The organism is Mesorhizobium sp. B2-4-19, assembly GCF_006441315.1.
Taxonomy (GTDB): Bacteria; Pseudomonadota; Alphaproteobacteria; order Rhizobiales; family Rhizobiaceae; genus Mesorhizobium.
Genome location: NZ_VFUV01000001.1, coordinates 655,404 through 671,356, shown reverse-complemented (window position 1 = coordinate 671,356; position 15,953 = coordinate 655,404). Strand labels below are relative to the sequence as shown.

13 protein-coding genes and 3 pseudogenes are annotated in these 15,953 nt (G+C 61.6%); 13 read left to right on the top strand and 3 right to left on the bottom strand.

Translation table 11 applies throughout. The features are described 5' to 3' along the window. From FJ546_RS03235 to FJ546_RS03180, 12 genes and pseudogenes are all read left to right on the top strand, one after another. A pseudogene (locus tag FJ546_RS03235) lies at positions 1 to 207 on the top strand (IS701 family transposase); the annotation flags it as partial. Between the two features lie 391 nt (positions 208 to 598). After that, positions 599 to 943 carry a non-heme iron oxygenase ferredoxin subunit gene (locus FJ546_RS03230; RefSeq protein ID WP_210243093.1) on the top strand — a complete coding sequence of 115 codons (345 nt, stop codon included), beginning with the start codon at positions 599 to 601 and terminating at the stop codon, positions 941 to 943. Positions 944 to 999: 56 nt separating this feature from the next. Beyond that, on the top strand, positions 1,000 to 2,298 hold the full coding sequence (locus tag FJ546_RS03225) for a sugar ABC transporter substrate-binding protein (RefSeq protein WP_140888002.1): 1,299 nt from the start codon (positions 1,000 to 1,002) through the stop codon (positions 2,296 to 2,298). Between the two features lie 80 nt (positions 2,299 to 2,378). Beyond that, on the top strand, positions 2,379 to 3,368 hold the full coding sequence (locus FJ546_RS03220; protein ID WP_140888000.1) for an ABC transporter permease: 990 nt from the start codon (positions 2,379 to 2,381) through the stop codon (positions 3,366 to 3,368). Continuing rightward, positions 3,365 to 4,384: an ABC transporter permease gene (locus FJ546_RS03215; RefSeq protein WP_140887999.1), complete on the top strand. Its 1,020-nt coding sequence runs from the start codon at positions 3,365 to 3,367 to the stop codon at positions 4,382 to 4,384. The genes FJ546_RS03220 and FJ546_RS03215 overlap by 4 nt, the downstream gene beginning before the upstream one ends. Positions 4,385 to 4,406: 22 nt before the next feature. Beyond that, entirely contained in the window at positions 4,407 to 5,957 is a 1,551-nt protein-coding gene (locus tag FJ546_RS03210; RefSeq protein WP_140887997.1) for an FGGY family carbohydrate kinase, read from the top strand. A gap of 5 nt (positions 5,958 to 5,962) precedes the next feature. Then, complete coding sequence (locus FJ546_RS03205; protein ID WP_140887995.1) at positions 5,963 to 7,447, top strand: sugar ABC transporter ATP-binding protein; 1,485 nt, start codon at positions 5,963 to 5,965, stop codon at positions 7,445 to 7,447. 97 nt (positions 7,448 to 7,544) lie between these two features. Then, a complete protein-coding gene (locus tag FJ546_RS03200; protein WP_140887993.1) occupies positions 7,545 to 8,546 on the top strand; it encodes a fatty acid desaturase in 1,002 nt (333 codons plus the stop codon). A 35-nt stretch (positions 8,547 to 8,581) separates the two neighbouring features. Continuing rightward, positions 8,582 to 9,799: an FAD-dependent oxidoreductase gene (locus FJ546_RS03195; RefSeq protein WP_181167793.1), complete on the top strand. Its 1,218-nt coding sequence runs from the start codon at positions 8,582 to 8,584 to the stop codon at positions 9,797 to 9,799. Then, positions 9,799 to 10,905, top strand: coding sequence for a zinc-binding dehydrogenase (locus tag FJ546_RS03190; protein WP_181167809.1), 1,107 nt, complete (start codon positions 9,799 to 9,801; stop codon positions 10,903 to 10,905). Before FJ546_RS03195 ends, FJ546_RS03190 begins: the two co-directional genes overlap by 1 nt. Beyond that, the gene (locus FJ546_RS03185) at positions 10,902 to 11,747 is read left to right on the top strand and encodes an alpha/beta hydrolase (protein WP_140887988.1); all 846 of its coding nucleotides are present in this window, start codon (positions 10,902 to 10,904) and stop codon (positions 11,745 to 11,747) included. The genes FJ546_RS03190 and FJ546_RS03185 overlap by 4 nt, the downstream gene beginning before the upstream one ends. Then, positions 11,734 to 12,660, top strand: coding sequence for a LysR substrate-binding domain-containing protein (locus tag FJ546_RS03180; RefSeq protein ID WP_181167792.1), 927 nt, complete (start codon positions 11,734 to 11,736; stop codon positions 12,658 to 12,660). Before FJ546_RS03185 ends, FJ546_RS03180 begins: the two co-directional genes overlap by 14 nt. 514 nt (positions 12,661 to 13,174) lie before the next feature. Here FJ546_RS03180 and FJ546_RS03175 read toward each other — a convergent pair. From FJ546_RS03175 to FJ546_RS31480, 3 genes and pseudogenes are all read right to left on the bottom strand, one after another. Continuing rightward, on the bottom strand, positions 13,175 to 13,591 hold the full coding sequence (locus FJ546_RS03175; RefSeq protein WP_348641951.1) for a HipA domain-containing protein: 417 nt from the start codon (positions 13,589 to 13,591) through the stop codon (positions 13,175 to 13,177). Between the two features lie 28 nt (positions 13,592 to 13,619). Continuing rightward, positions 13,620 to 13,922: pseudogene (locus FJ546_RS03170) on the bottom strand (transposase); the annotation flags it as partial. A gap of 486 nt (positions 13,923 to 14,408) precedes the next feature. Beyond that, positions 14,409 to 14,609, bottom strand: a pseudogene (locus FJ546_RS31480) (transposase); the annotation flags it as partial. 479 nt (positions 14,610 to 15,088) lie between these two features. Here FJ546_RS31480 and FJ546_RS03155 point away from each other — a divergent pair. Continuing rightward, the gene (locus tag FJ546_RS03155; protein ID WP_181167791.1) at positions 15,089 to 15,946 is read left to right on the top strand and encodes an NADP-dependent oxidoreductase; all 858 of its coding nucleotides are present in this window, start codon (positions 15,089 to 15,091) and stop codon (positions 15,944 to 15,946) included. Positions 15,947 to 15,953 lie beyond the last annotated feature (7 nt).

The window sequence follows — 15,953 nt, the reverse complement described above, 5'->3', positions numbered from 1 at the left end:
CGCTGGACGATCGAGGAATGCTTCCAGCGCGCCAAGGACGATCTCGGCCTCGATCATTGCGAGGTCCGTTCATGGCATGGCTGGCACCGCCATATGACGCTGGTCATGGCGGCAGCGGCTTTCCTGGCCAGGCTTGGTGCCGACCTGCGCCGTTCGGCTCTCGGCAAACCGAACGAAACGAGTCCAAAACCCGCTATCGCAGCCTGATGCGCAAAATCGCCCTGATCCCCCACCGTCGCCGAAATTCGAGTGCTGATCATGCGCCTCCTCATGCGAAAGCTTCACAGCACGAGCTTCATATTCGCTTGGTCGCTATGGCGACGAAAACATCAGGCCCAAGCCATGATCGCCCACTACAAGAAAAGAGAGCATCTGCGACTGTAGTACTAGCTCGCGCCGGCTCCGTGTGCCGCGAACCGCTGAAACTGCAATCCAGTCGCCGATCACTTACGGGCGCCTTTCCGCCGTCGCTGTGCCGAGCGGGTCCTCTCGGCAACCTTTATCGGAGTCATCAATACCGGCATTCCCACAATGAATTGGCCGCGTACGGAAAGACAACGAAAATAAACGAAACAGAATGACGACTGCGAGGAAATGAATGGCGGCGGAAACGACAACAAAGGACATGCAATGGATACAGGCGATCCGTGTTGACCTTCTGCCGGTCGGCGACGCGACGCGCATGGAGCACAGCGGGGCATGCATCGCAATCTTCAATCTCGGCGGCAGATTTTATGCGACAGCCGGCGTCTGCACCCACGCACACGCATTTCTTTCCGAAGGCTACATCGATGGCCAGACGATTGAATGCCCGCTGCATCAGGGACTGTTCCATATCCCGACCGGCATGCCGCTTTCGCCACCGGTCACCGAGCGGCTGAAGACTTACGAAACCAAGGTGGCGGATGGCTACGTCCACATCCTGGTGGGAGGAGGAGAGTAGCACCGACGTCTTCGGGACATATCCCGGGCTGAACCAAAATATGGGAGGAAATCTTAATGCTGAAATTATCTCGCCGTCATCTCTTGAAGACGGCCGCGACACTGACTGTGCTTGCTGCTGCCCCGCTGGCGATTGCCCCGGCTGCGGCTGAGGAGTCGGTTCATTCCGTCATCAACGCGCTCATCAAGGAATACTCCGACCAGGCGAAGGCCGGAATGTCGAACGGGGACGTGAGTGCGCTGTTCGAAAAGGACGGCTTTCGCGATTACCTCGACGTCTATCCTGTCGGCGATCTCGCCGGCGGGTTTGTGTGGAAACCCGGCATGGGGGCGAGTTTCGTCGGTCCTTACAGCAAGCTCCAGATCAAGTCGCCGTTCACCGACTATCTGCCACTGACCGAAGGTCCGGTGCTCGATCACAACAAGAAGTACCGCATTGGGCTGGTCTTTCACGGCTTCAACCACCCTTGGCTGATCAGCCTCGCGGACACCGCCGCCTGGGAAGCCAAACGCCACCCCAACATCGAGCTCGAGGTGATCGACGCCGAGTTCGACGACAACAAGATGGGCCAGGTTATCGATACCTGGATCGCCAAGCAGTATGACGGCATCGTGCTTTGGCCTAGCCGCGAAGCACCGATGGGGCCACCGGTCGATCGCGCCATCGCGGCCGGCATCCCGGTGGTTAGCCTCGATCGCCGCACTTCGTCCGAGCAGATCAGCTCGGAGGTACTTGGCAACTTCTATGCCAACGGTCTGCAGCAAGGTCTCTATCTCAAGCATGCTGCGCCCGAGGGCAACATCATCTTCAATCGCAAGGATCTCGGCAGCACGGCGGACTCGATCCGCACCGGCGCCTTCCTGGAGGCGATCGGCAACACACCTGGCTATAAGGTGCTCGCCAACTATCACACCAACAGCCAGCGCACGCTGGCCTTCAAGTCGACGGCGGATGCGCTGCAAGCCTTCCAGGACATCTCGGTGTCGTTCAACACCGGCGGCGAGGAAGCCATGGGTGCGCTCGACGCGATCCGCGAGGCGAACCGGTTGAACAGCGCCCCAGGCGGGAAGAAGATCATGATCCTCGCCAATGACGATGCCCGTGAGGTGCTGAAGGAAATCAAGGCCGGCAACATCGAGATGGTGTCGCCCTACACGCCGCTGATCGGCGACATTGGCATCCGCGCCGTTGTTATGCATATCGGCGCCAAGGCAGGGCTCAACGAAGCGCCGCCGAAGCTCATCATGACGCCCAACCTGCCGATGATCACCAAGGAGAAGATGAACATCGAGGGCATCGAGACGCTGACGCCGGACGAGTGGCCCTACGCCTACGGTCCGGAAGTCGCGGGCTGATCGCCAGCTTCTTCCACGCGCCTGCCGGATTCTCTCGCGAGGACCGGCAGGCGCTGACCGAACAGACAGGCGAGCACGTCATGACCATGAGCACTCTCGAAACAAAGGTCGCCTCACAGGCGCGGCCTCCCGACGCTTGGCGGCACCTGAGCGTTGGCGAAACGAGCCGCGTCGCGGTGTTGATCGCCCTGCTTATTGCCGGGCAGGCGATCACACCGTCCTTTCTGTCGCTCGCCAACATCCATGTCATACTTCTCGCCGTGGCCGCGGTCGGCATCATGGCCTACGGCATGACGCTGGTGGTGATCACCGGTGAGATCGACTTGTCGATCGCCGGAGTCGCGATCCTATCCTGCATCGCCGGCGGGCTGTTGATCCCGACAGGCTCCGCGGCGCTTGTCATCGGCGCCACCTTGCTCACAGGCCTTGCCATCGGCCTGGTCAACGGCATTCTTGTCGCCGCGTTGGGCATTCCCTCGCTGATAACCACGCTCGGCATGCTCGGCATAAGCCGCGCGCTAGCCAACATCTTCTCGGGTGGCCAGGCGCTTTATCCCGAACCGATCGCCGCCTACCTCTGGCTCGGCCGCGGCGACCTCGCAGGCATTCCGCTGCCGGTCGTGCTGCTCGTCGTGCTGGGCGCAGCCGCAATCGCGCTTACGAAATACTCGATCTTCGGACGTGCGCTCTACGCGACCGGCGGCAACGTCAAGGCGGCCGCATTGTCCGGCATCAATGTCGTCGGCGTCCGCGCCGTCGTGTTCGCGATTTCCGGCGCCTGTGCGGCGCTTGCCGGCATGCTTGAAAGCGCCAGGCTGTCTTACATCAATCCAGCGGGCTTCGAAGGCATGGAGCTTTCTGTTCTGGCGGTCACCGTGCTGGGAGGCGCGTCGCTGTCCGGGGGCTCGGGCTCGATCATCGGTACGGTTGTGGCCGCCCTGATCATCGGCATCGTCAACAACCTTCTCAATCAGCTCGGTGTCAGCATTTATCTGCAGCAGGTCGTGACCGCGGCAGTCATCCTTGCCGTCGTGATGCCCGGCATGTGGCAGCGGGGGATTGCGAAATGAGCGTCCTGGAACTCTCCACCCCGCGCGTCGCGCCCTTCCTGCAGGGGTTGCTGCGTGATCCCATCATCTGGCTGATCCTGCTGATCTTCGCGGTCGGTGCGCTGACGTCGGAGTATTACCTCACCGCGCTCAACATCGAGAACCTCATGCGCAGCATCGCCGTCATCGGCCTGTTGTCGCTCGGCATGACGGTGGTGCTGCTCACCGGCCGCATCGACCTGTCGGTCGCGGCGCTGATGATCTTTTCGGTCATTGTCGGCGTGGTCGTCATGGCCGAGATCGGCCCAATGCTGGGAAGCCGTTGGCTGGTGCGCGGCAACACCTATGCCGGCCCGATCGTCCCGGTCATTTTGATCGCCCTGGCGACCGGTATCGCGGTCGGCGCGCTCAACGGCATTGGCGTGGCGTATTTCAAGGTCGCGTCCTTCATCATGACGCTGGTGTCGCTGACGGCCTTGCGCGGCTTCAACTATGTGCTCACCAATGGCCATCCCTACTATCTCAAGGCGCCGTTCTACAGCTGGATCGGCGACAGCAAGATGGTCGGCATCCCGATCAGTTTAGTTATCTTCCTTCTCGTTCTTCTTGCCCTCATCGGTTTCATAAACGGCAGCATGCGGGGCGGCCGCTTCTACGCCATTGGCGGCAACGAAAAAGCCGCGCTCTATGCCGGCATCAAGACGCAGCGCTACGTGGTGCTGGCCTATGCCATCAGCGGATTGTGCGCCGCCATTGCCGGCATCATCTTTACCGCGCGACTGAAGTCGGTCGATGCGCCGCTCGCCGCTGGTTATGAATTGACCGCCATCGCCATCGCCGTCATCGGCGGCACGGCGCTGGCTGGCGGCATCGGATCGCCCTGGCGTACGCTGCTGGGCAGCGTTGCGTTTGCCGCCGGTCTCAATCTGCTTGCCATCTGGGGCGTCGGAACCTGGTATCAGAACCTCGCCATCGGCGTTGTTCTCATCATATCGGTCGGCTTGTCGCAGATGAGCCGCAAGAAAACACAAGCATAACGACTTAGGGAGGAGCGATTTCATGGGTGGACACCTCACGCTCGGCATCGATATCGGCACGACCAATGTGAAGGCCGCGGTTCTGGACACCAATACCGGCAAGGTAGTGGCGTCCGGCTCGCAGGAGCATCCGCTGTTTCACCCGTTTCCCGGCTGGGCCGAACAGGATGCGTCGAATTACTGGGGCGCCGTGGTCTCATCCGTGAGGCAATGCCTGGAGCAGGGCCGCTTCGCCGACGACATCGCGGCCGTGGCGCTTTCGGGCCTTGTCGGCGTAACGCTACCCGTCAGCGATCAGGGCAGGCCGTTGCGTCAGGCCATGATCTGGATGGACTCCCGCTCTGAGGAAGAGTGCGAAGACATCCGCCGCAGCGTCGGCGAGGCGACCATCAACAAGAACAACGGCAACCGTATCGCGCCCTGGTTCATCGACCCCAAGGCGCTGTGGATCAAGAAGCACGAGCCGCACATCTTCAACGCCACGCACAAGTTCCTGTCGCCTTCCGGCTATTGCACCTACCGGATGTGCGGCAACTTCACGATGAACACTGGCGACGCCGGGCTCGCTTACGCCTACGAATATCGTGAGCAGCGCTGGAACGAGTCTGTCGCCAGGGCGATCGGCATTCCGCTCGAGAAACTGCCGCGGCTCTACCAATCCCATGAAGTGGTGGGCGAGGTTACCAGGCAGGCGGCCGAGGAGACAGGGCTGCGTCCCGGCACCATAGTCGCCGCAGGCGGTACCGACATCAGTTCGGCAGCACTTGGGGTCGGTGTCACCAAAGCCGGTGAGGCCTACTACTCCATGGGCACGGGTTCCAACCTCGGCATCATGATCCCGACCGAGCAGAACGTCGAGGAATACCGCATCCTAAAATGGCCGCACGTGCTGCCCGGCCTGACCATGTTCGATGGCCCGATGGCCTTCACCGGTGCGTCGTTGAAATGGTTCCGCGACCAGTTCGGCGATGCCGAATTCCGCCTGGCCGAGCGCATGGGCCACAATGTCTTCGACCTTTTCACCGAGCAGGCGAGGCGCGTGCCGGCTTGTTCCGACGGCCTGCTTTACCTGCCATATCTCGGCAACACGCTGGCACCCAACTGGAACAGCAATGCCTGCGGCAACTTCTTTGGCGTACGCCCAACGACGACACGGGCGCATTTCATCCGCGCGCTCATCGAGGGCGTCGCCTTCGACCTTTACTCCAACGTCCGCGTCGCCAACACGGCCGGCGTCAAGGTCGACGGTTTGATCCTGAACGGTGGCCCGACCAAAAGCCGGTTCTGGAACCAAATCACCGCCAGCGTGGTGAACCTGCCGTTGAAGACGCCCGACATCGGCGAGGCCGCCCCGATCGGCGACGCCATCCTGGCCGGCGTCGCCGCCGGAATCTACAAATCGCCGACTGAGCCTCTTGCAAGCATCGTTCGCATCAAGGAGACGATCGACCCCGATCCGAAACTGCATGAGCGTTATCGGGACTTCTTCGAAGTCTGGTCGTCCGTCTATCAGAATCTGCGCGGCGACATGGATCGGCATCGCGCGCTTCTCAACAAATATCATTCGGCGTGATCGCAATGAGCGCCCCGCTGCTCGAGGTCCAATCGATCCGCAAGACATATCCTGGTGTCATTGCACTTTCCGACGTGACCTTCGATCTGAAGGCCGGTGAGGTACATGCCCTGGTCGGCGAGAACGGTGCCGGCAAGTCGACGCTGCTGTCGGTCATGAACGGCCTCGTCGCGCCTGACAGCGGCGAAATCAGGATCGACGGACAGGCTGTGGTTCTGAACGATCCCACGGTGGCTCTCGCCAACCGGCTGGCGCTGGTCCACCAGGAGCTGGTGCTGTGCCCGAACCTGAGCGTCGCCGAGAACATCTTTCTCGGTCGTGAACCGGCCGGACGTCTCGGCAAGACGCGCGCGATGCTCAACCGCATGGCGAAGGACTTGCTCGATCAGATCCATGTCAACCTTGATCCTTCGCGGGCGGTCGGCGAACTCAGCCTCAACGAGCAGCAGATCGTCGAGATATGCCGCGCCTTGGCGAGCCGTCCGCGTGTCCTCGTCTTCGACGAGCCGACAGCCTCGCTGAACGATGACCAAGTCGTGCATCTGCTTGCCGTCATTCGCAAGCTGAAGGCCAACGGTCTCGGCATCGTCTACGTTTCGCACCGGTTGAGCGAGGTGATGCAGATTTCGGATCGCGTCACCGTGCTCCGCGATGGCCATGTCGTCGCCACCCAGGACACAGCCGGCTTGAACGAGGCTGCTCTTGTCACGTTGATGGTCGGGCGTGAACACAAGCCGGGTCAGTCCGCCTACAAGGAGAGGCGTTTTGGCGACGTCGTGCTGGAGGCGAAGGGGATCTGCAAGGCGGGGGTCTTCGACGATATTTGCCTGCAGGTGCGGGCAGGTGAGATCGTCGGCATCGCCGGATTGCTTGGCTGCCAGCGCGAGGCAGTCGTGCGCGCGATCTTCGGCGATCGGTCCATCGATCGCGGCGAGATCCGTGTTCAGGGACGCAAGGTGCAACTGCGCTCTCCGCGTGACGCCATCGCCTTCGGCATCGGCTTCATGCCCGCCGATCGCAAACGTGAGGGCCTCGTCCTGCCGATGAGCGTCGGCGACAATATCGCAATGACGATCCTGCGCCGCCTCGGCCGCCTCGGCTTCACGAAGCGCCGGCAAAGAAACGCGACGGCCAACGGCCTGGTGCGCGCATTGGCAATCAAGACCAGCGGCCTGTCGCAGCTGGCGTCACAACTCTCTGGCGGGAACCAGCAGAAGATCGTCATCGGCAAATGGATCGCGCGCGGCGGCGACATCGTGATCGCCGAGGACCCGACCCGTGGCGTCGATGTGGGCGCCAAGTTCGAGATATGGCGCACCATCCAGGACCTGGCGGAACAAGGCAAGGCAATCCTGCTGCTGACCACGGAACTGCAGGAGATGATGGATGCCTGCGACCGCGTCCTCGTCATGAGCCGCGGTCGGGTAACCGGACATTTTCACCGCAAGGACTTCTCTGCGGAAGCAATCGCGCATTGCTTCGTGGCCTGACGCCGAAGCGATAACGCCATGGGAACAATGAATTTTTCTTCGATGTGGCGACCCGTTAGACCTGTCGCGACAATTCGCAATCTGAAGGAGGATCGGCATGCAAGGCGATAATTCCGCGAGCTATGCTGGGATCGGTGGCATCGGCAGCAAGATATGGCCGCTGACGGGACCGGAGATCATTTCACGCGACAAGCTGAAGACGCTCCGCACGCGGTCCAACGGACCGGGGCTGACCAGATTGGCGGTCCATCTTGCGGCCCTGGCTCTCGGCGTGCTCGCCGTCTGCCTCTCCGGTGGAACACCGTGGCTCCTGATACCTTCAATGCTCGCTTACGGCATCGTCATCGTGCTGCTGTTCGCGCCCTTACATGAATGCTCGCACGGCACCGCTTTCCACTCGCGATGGATCAACCACGCCGTTGGTTTTGTGGTCGCTGCCTTCACCTTTCGTCCGTTTCTCTACTTCAAATACCGGCATGCCGCGCACCATACCTTCACCCAGCACGAGGACCATGATCCGGATATCGTGCCGTTCCCGACATCGCTTCGCGACTATTTCGGCCAGATAATCGGCCTCTCCTTCTGGCCGAAGCTGGTCGGTACGCTCTGGCGCGGCACGACCGGGCGCTTCACCGAGGAAGAGCGTGAGTTCCTGCCGGAATCGGTCTGGAAACAGGTGATGCTGGAAATCCGGCTGCTCGTCCTCTTCTATGTCGCCGTCGCCGCCGTCTCGATCTATTTCGGCAGCACGATCGCGCTGGTCTATTGGCTGCTGCCCCGGGTGATGGGCGAGCCGGTGCTGCGCGCCATCCGCATGGCCGAGCACACCGGCGCCGAGGAAAGTCCGAACCTGCTTGCCAATACCCGGACCACGCTCGCGAATCCGTTGCTCAGGATGCTCTACTGGAACATGCCGTTCCATGCGGAGCACCACCTTGCTTCCTCGGTGCCGTTTCATGCGCTGGGCCGGCTTCATGACGAGGTCTCGCCGCATCTTCAATGCGTCAGCAAGAGTTACTTCCATGTGCATCGCGAGATAATCCGCGAGGTGCTGCGCAATGGCCGCGCCGGCGCCACGTCTGCCGGGCAAGGGGCCTGAACGCAGTGGCGGGTCCAGGGAGGACGGCCGGGGTTGTGATCGTCGGCGCAGGACACGCCGGCGGTCGCGTCGCGGAAAGGTTGCGGCACGGCGGCTTTACCGGGCCGATCGACGTGGCCGGGGCCGAAACGGAGCTGCCTTACGAGCGGCCGCCTTTGTCCAAAGGCGTGCTGACATTGGCGGGCGTCCCGGCAAATGCCTATCTTCTATCGCCGGCACGATGGAACGAGATCGGCGTCCGGTTCCATCTGGGTGTCGAGGCGGTCGGCATCGACCGGCGAGAGAAGATCGTGGCTCTCTCTAACGACGCCAGCCTCTCCTACCGAAAACTGGTTTTGGCGACGGGATTGTCGCCCCGCCGGGTCCGATCGCTTGGGCCTGTCGCGGCACGGACCTTCCATCTTCGCTCGTTCTCGGATGCGCTCGCGCTGCGCGGCCGCATCGTGGCTGGCGCGCGGTTGGTGCTTGTCGGTGCGGGGCTGATCGGCCTGGAGGTCGCCGCAAGCGCGGTCAAACTCGGTGCGGTGGTTACGGTTCTGGAAGCCGCCGACCGCCCATTGAGCCGACTGCTTCCGCCTTATCTTTCACAATGGCTCGCCGATCTCCATGAACGGGCAGGCGTACGCATTCTCTGTGGACGGCAAGTCGTCTTGTCCGAGGCTCTGAGCACCGCCGGACGCCTCCATCTCGATGACGGATCGATGCTGGAGGCCGACCTTGTCGTGGTGGGCATCGGCGGCACACCGAACGACCGGATTGCCGGCGAAGCCGGCCTGCATGTCGACAACGGCATCGTCGTCAATGAGTTCGGGCAGACCAGTGATCCCGATGTCTTCGCCGCGGGCGATGTCGCGGCGCATGAGAATCGTGTCTTCGGCCAGCGCTGGCGGTTGGAGTCGTGGAAGAATGCTGAAGACCAGGCGGCCATCGTTGCGTCCTATCTGTGCGGCAATCCATCCCCTTACAGCGAGGTGCCCTGGTTTTGGACGGATCAATACGACCTCAACATACAAGTGGCAGGGGTGCCAGGCATCGGAGAGCCGGCGTATGAGCGCGGCAAACCGGGCGACCGTGCCTATCTCGCCTATTTCACGGCGGGTGACCGGCTGATCGGCGCAATCGGCGTCGGCTGCGGCCGCGATATCCGCATCGCGCGCGAGACGATCAAGGCAAGTGGAAAGCTGGACGCCACCGATCTCGTTCGCAAGGGGTTTGCACGCTTTGCCGGTACGCTCGAGAGGCAGGTGTCATGATCCGGTCATCTGCGGCGATCTGCTTCGAACCCGACAAGCCGCTCGCAATAGAGGAGGTGCAGGTTGCGCCGCCCGGTCACGGCGAAGCGCTCGTCGAGATCGTTGCCTCGGGCCTTTGTCATACGGACCTCACCGCGCTCGACGGCGTCAATGCGACGAGCGTCTACCCCCTCATTCCCGGGCATGAGGGCGCAGGGCGGGTGGTCGAGGTGGGCAAGGGAGTCCACCATCTCGAGCCAGGCGATCACGTCATTCCGCTCTATGGTCCCGAATGCCGACATTGCCGCATGTGCAGGAGCGGACGGACCAATCTTTGCTGGACCATCAAGCCGACGCGCGACAAGGGCGTCATGCCGGATGGAACTTCGCGCTTCTCGATCGGATCGCAGCCGGTGCACCATTTCATGGGCACCTCGACGCTTTCCCGCTATACGGTCGTCCCTGAAATTGCGCTGGCGAAGATCCGCAAGGATGCCCCGCTGGACAAGGTCTGCCTGTTCGGCTGCGGCGTCACGACAGGCGTCGGCGCGGCGCTGGCCGAGGTCCGCGAGGGCGACGCCGTTGCCGTCTTCGGGCTGGGCGGCATTGGCATCAATGTCGTGCAAGGAGCGCGGCTTGCCGGCGCCGCAAGGATCATTGGCATCGACCTGACGGACAGCAAGTCCGAACTCGCCCGCTCCTACGGCATGACCGATTTTGTCCACGCGTCACGCGAGGGCGGCAAGCTCGTGCCGGCGATTCGCGCCCTTACCGACGGCGGCGTCGACGTAGCCTTCGAATGTACCGGCATCGTGCCGGTCATGCGGCAGGCCTTCGACTGCTGCCAGCCGGCCTGGGGCACCGCAGTGCTGCTCGGTGTCGAGCCACCCGGCGCCGAAATGGGGTTCCCGCCGGTAGGCGTCCGCTACGGCCGCTCGATCCGCGGCAGCTATTTCGGCGGCGTCAAAGGGCGCAGCGGGCTGGGCACGCTTATTGACCACTACATGGCCGGCCGGCTCGATCTCGATGGGCAGATCACACACAGGCTGGTCCTCGATGATGTCAATCGCGGCTTCGAGCTGATGCGAGCGGGAACGTCGGTGCGCAGTGTCGTTCTCTTCGAATGATTGGCGCGAATTCCAGCAAGGAATATGGCTACGTCTTCCGCGACCGTCATCCTGAAAGAACGGACGTCTATAGACGTTTCGATGAGACGAGCGCCGCTGCCCGCAGTTCACTGACATGCAGGCGCAACGTCGCCTACGGCGCGCATCCGCGTGAAGTGTTCGACCTGTTTGCGGCTGGCGCGGGTGCGCCGCTGGTGGTTTTCGTACATGGCGGTTACTGGCAGAGCCTCGACAAGGACCGTTATTCCTTCGTCGGCTCGGCGCTCGTTCGTCGCGGCTTCTCCGTGGCGCTGCCAAACTATCCGCTGGCGCCTGAGACCCGTATCGATGCGATCGTTGCGCGCATCGGGGCCTGCGTGCCGGCGATTTTGCGAAACCTTGCAACGCCCCCGGCTTTCTGGATCGCGAGCGGCCATTCCGCCGGCGGTCATCTTGCTGCCACACTTGCAATGAGAAGCCTCACGGCAGGCGCGCCGCTGGCGGGCTGCGTCACGATCAGCGGCATCTTCGATGTCGAGCCGCTGGCAGAGACATCACTCAACGCGGCGCTTGGGCTCGATCGAGAGCGGGCCGCAAGGATCAGCCCGATCCGCTGGCCAGTGCCGCATTGTCGGCTCGCAGCCGTCGTCGGCACAGACGAGACCCAGGAGTTCCGCGACCAGTCCCGGCGGTTCTCTTCCTATTGGAGCGGCTCGGGCCAGCACGCTGAACTGGTTCCGATGCACGGAAAAAACCACTATACGATATTGTGCGATCTGTTGGAGGAACGCTCGGAAATCGCTGAACAAATCGTGCGGATGGCTGAAGCCTTTCGCAAGGAGACAGGTCGTGGGCGGCATTAACAAGCTTCATTTCGTCAATTTCAGCCAGCTGCGTTCCTTCTACGCGGTGGGTCGCGAGCTTAGCTTCACAAAGGCAGCCGATCTGCTCTGCATCGGCCAACCGACCGTGACTACCCAGGTCAAAGCGCTTGAAGAGATGTATGATGTTCAGCTCTTCTTGCGATCGCCGCGTGGCCTGAAACTGACGGATGCGGGAGAAGCGCTTCTGACCGTGGCGCGCCAGATATTCTCGCTGGAGGAGCAGGCAGTCGGCATACTGCGCGCCGAGGGCAATCAGATCTCGGGCAAGTTGCGCGTCGGCACAGTAGGTCCGTTCTTCGTCATGGAACTTCTCTCCGCGTTCCATGCTCAATACCCCTTAGTGCAGGTCTCGCTCGAAAGCGGCAATTCCGATGTTATCTATAACAAGCTCATGAATTACGAGGTGGATGTCGCCATCATCGGCCGAGACTACGACGATCCGCGTCTTGATCTGGTTCAGCTCGGCCGCCATGAGATCATCATCTTCGTCCACCGCAACCATCCGTGGGCGGGCCGGCAGCAGATCGATCTCGAGGAACTCGACGGGCAGCGGATGATTTTTCGCGAACCCGGTTCGATGACGCGTCGGGCGTTGGAGGAGATGCTGGAATTGCATCGGATCCGACCAAACGTGGTCATGGAGATCCCGCGCGATGGTGTTCGGGAAGCGGTCGCGGCAGGCTTGGGTGCCGGCATTGTGTCAAAGACCGAGTTCCAGCTCGACGACAGGCTGACGCCACTGTCTATCGCGGACCATAAACCATACACCGAATCCTTCGCAACATGCCTGAAGGCGCGTCAGGGGCTTCGCCCGATTGGGGCCTTCATGAAACTGGTGACGGAAGTTTCGAATCTGAAATTCAACGAAATGGCCGGTGCGGCGCCTGAATGAATGAACCTTGACTATACGCGTCAAGATGAGAGGGTTTGGAAGCGATCTTGGCGAATTCGTATAGAGTAGCCTTCTTTGATTGCTCTTGAGAAACTCCGGGGCGCTATAGATCCTTGGCACTTCCACGTCCGCTGGAACGACAATCATGATGCTTTCTTCCTGCCGGCGAGATACCGCTTCACCCTGCAGTAACATCGGATGATCAGCGTGAAGGTCGATCGATGCAGATATAGTCGGCCATTCGGGATCTTGCGTTAACCACTGTGAGCTGAGCTTCCGCTTGCGGCCCCAAGCCGGCCACGCTTGTATCCTTACGATCCACATGCGCTCATCGACCCTTTTGTGGGAAAGAAAAACCGCTGCGTTCCGCCAGATGAGCGGGTGATCAGGGACAACCCGCAGTTCTAAAAATTCTTCGATCAGCCGCGCATTCTTGCGCTTGCTGGCCATCCAGCAATCCCAACGATCCAACCTCCTCGCTGGACCGGTGCTTTGACCCGTTCCGGTCGGTCGGTTAGGCGAAGCCATTGAGGCGTTCGGTGACGAGGGACCGCATGCGCTCGGCCGTCTGGACTGTTGTTGACCCTGCAGGCAGGATCCCGGGTAGCCTGAACCCCTCCAGCCCAGCTCGGAGCCGGGTGACGAGGTCGTCGATCACCGCCTTTGCATGGATTGCCCTGATGCCCGCGGTCGCGGCGAAACTGCGGAAATCCGACCGGCGCAACCGCTCGTCTTTGCCATTCAGTTTGAGCGCCATGCGGTCCCCCTCCAGGTTGGGAAACACCCGCGTCGTCGCTGCATCGTAAAGCGGCGCGATATTCACACTGTCAAATTGTGAGCTATTGGGTTCGGCGATCTTGAGAAGCGCCAAATTCTTAAGATGCATGTCGCCATCTGCGATCAGCCAAGCAAATAAAGCGCGTTTTAGCAACAGTAGCAGATCTGCGTCCGGCGCGGTCGACGGCGGTCAGCGCCTTCTCGGCCATGCGGCGCGGTTCGAGGAAACCTTGGAAGTAGCTTCCCTTCCTGAGCTTCGGGATGCGCAGCTCGACCGTGCCGGCCCGCGTCTCCCAGTCCCGGTCGCGGTAGCCATTGCGCTGGGCGAGCCGCAGCGGGTTCTTCTCGCCATAGGCGGCGCCGGTGGCCGCGCCCACCTCCATTTCCATCAGCCGCTCGGCGGCAAAGCCGATCATCTCCCGCAGCAGATCGGCATCCGGGGTCTTCTCCACGAGCGTGCGCAGATTCATCATGTCGTCGGTCATCGGTGGCCCTTCCGAAATGGGGCTGGCGTCAACAACCAAACCCTACCGGAAAGCGCCGATGACCGACACGCCGCTCACTCGCTACAGCGCTACTAACGGCGCGCTCGTGAGCGGCTTCGTAACCGCCGAGCTACACCACCTGATGGGACACGACCTTCCATCTTGTGCGATCACTTGTCCTGACGAGTACTCAGTTATCGAGTAGGTGCCTCCAGGTACAGGAGTCGTCAGCGCGGCAATATCGTTGCTAGGCAACTTGAAGAACCATCGCTCCATCATGGAGGGGACGATCCACGCATCAAAGACTGCCTCAGGCGTCGCGTCCAGATGTATGGAAACTCTAGCTCGTACATCAGCGGTGACCATCGCATACATCTCCTCTACAAACAGCTTCCTTTCGATTGAGCGGTTCACGGTGACCTAATTTTCGTAGGGCATCCACCCAATTCATCACCGGCAAAGCCGGCCGAATTCAGAACGGCCGTCTACGCCGGCCTTGAGCCAGCAGGTGAAGCGCGCATGGACCGTCTTCCACTTGCCGTGGCGCTCCGGCCGGTGTTGCCAGAACGCCCTGAGCGCAGCACCCACCAAACCCCGTTCACGAACAACCGGTTGTCAGCTCCGCTGCGCTCCGCCCGGATCGCCTAGCTTGCCCGGAAGCAGAGGTGCGATCCGGAACGGATTGATTCAGCACATCTCACGCAGGGACTCCTGAAGTGGATTGGACCTAGCCGCCACCACGCGCAACTATGACAACCCCCGAGGTTTTAGAGATCGCAAGCTGCTGGAACTTTGCCTTCGGTATTTCGTTTCGTTTTGAGGGACTGGAAGGCGCGCGCTTTGACCGGGCGTGCGAGAAGATACTCGTGGATTGCGCACTTCCAAGGTTCTCCCGCTGCCGCTGAGCACTTTCGGTCTTGGAAGGTGGCAAATGCGTTTACGTAATGGTCACCTCCTCCGTTGAGTGACCACATGAGAAGCCGGCAGAGGACTTGCAGCAGATGTCCGCCGTCAATTCTAAGTCTCATCGCCGAGTATCCAGTGTGCTTCCGTGCAATGGGCACACGATCGACCATATGAAGGCCGTGGCTGTTGATCGATTTGGTCCACCATCAGCTCTGACCCTGCATCGGCTTCCGGTGCCGAAGCCCGGCCCGCATGAAGTTTTGATCGAACTCGACACGGTTGGCGTCGGGAGTTGGGATGCCTCGATCCGCGATGGATCGTGGCGGAAGCCAGGGCGCGCCCATTTTCCGTTGGTGCCAGGTACGGACGGCTCCGGGACAGTTGTCGCCAAAGGCGCACGCGTCAGACGCTTCAAGCGGGGCGACCGGGTCTACGCTTATGAGTTCGGCAACAGGCAGGGCGGGTTCTACGCCGAGTTCGCCGTGGCGGACGCCGATCATGTCGGACATGTGCCCAAATCGCTGTCATTGGAGGAGGCCGGCGTCGTCGCCACCACCGGCTTGACCGCGCTGCAGGGGCTCGAAGCACTCCAGCTCAAGCGCGGCGAAACCGTGCTGATCTTCGGCGCCACCGGAGCGGTTGGGACGATGGCTGTGCAGTTCGCCGCACAAAGCGGTGCGCGCGTGATCGCCACGGCCAGCGGCAAGCCAGCTGAGCGCCTGGTGCGCTCTCTCGGCGCAAATGCGGTCATCGATGCACGCAGCGACAAATTTGCCGAGCAACTGCGCCGCACCGCACAGGCGGAGATCGATGCCGTGCTGGCGCTCGCGGGCGGCAAGGAGCTCGAACGCTGTCTCGATTTCGTGCGCACGAACGGACGTGTGGTTCATCCAAATGGCATCGATCCGGCGCCGCAGCCACGGCCTGCGCTTCGCATCCATAGTTATGATGCCGTCGCTTCGCCCCGTGCCTTCGACCATCTGCGTCGCGTTCTCACGGCCAAGCACATTCGCGTGCCGGTGGCCGCCACCTATCCGCTCGGCAAGGCCGCGCTTGCGCATCGGCGCCTTGGCGAAGGCCATGTCGTCGGCCGGCTTGCGCTGCGTGTCGGATTCTAAAGACAGG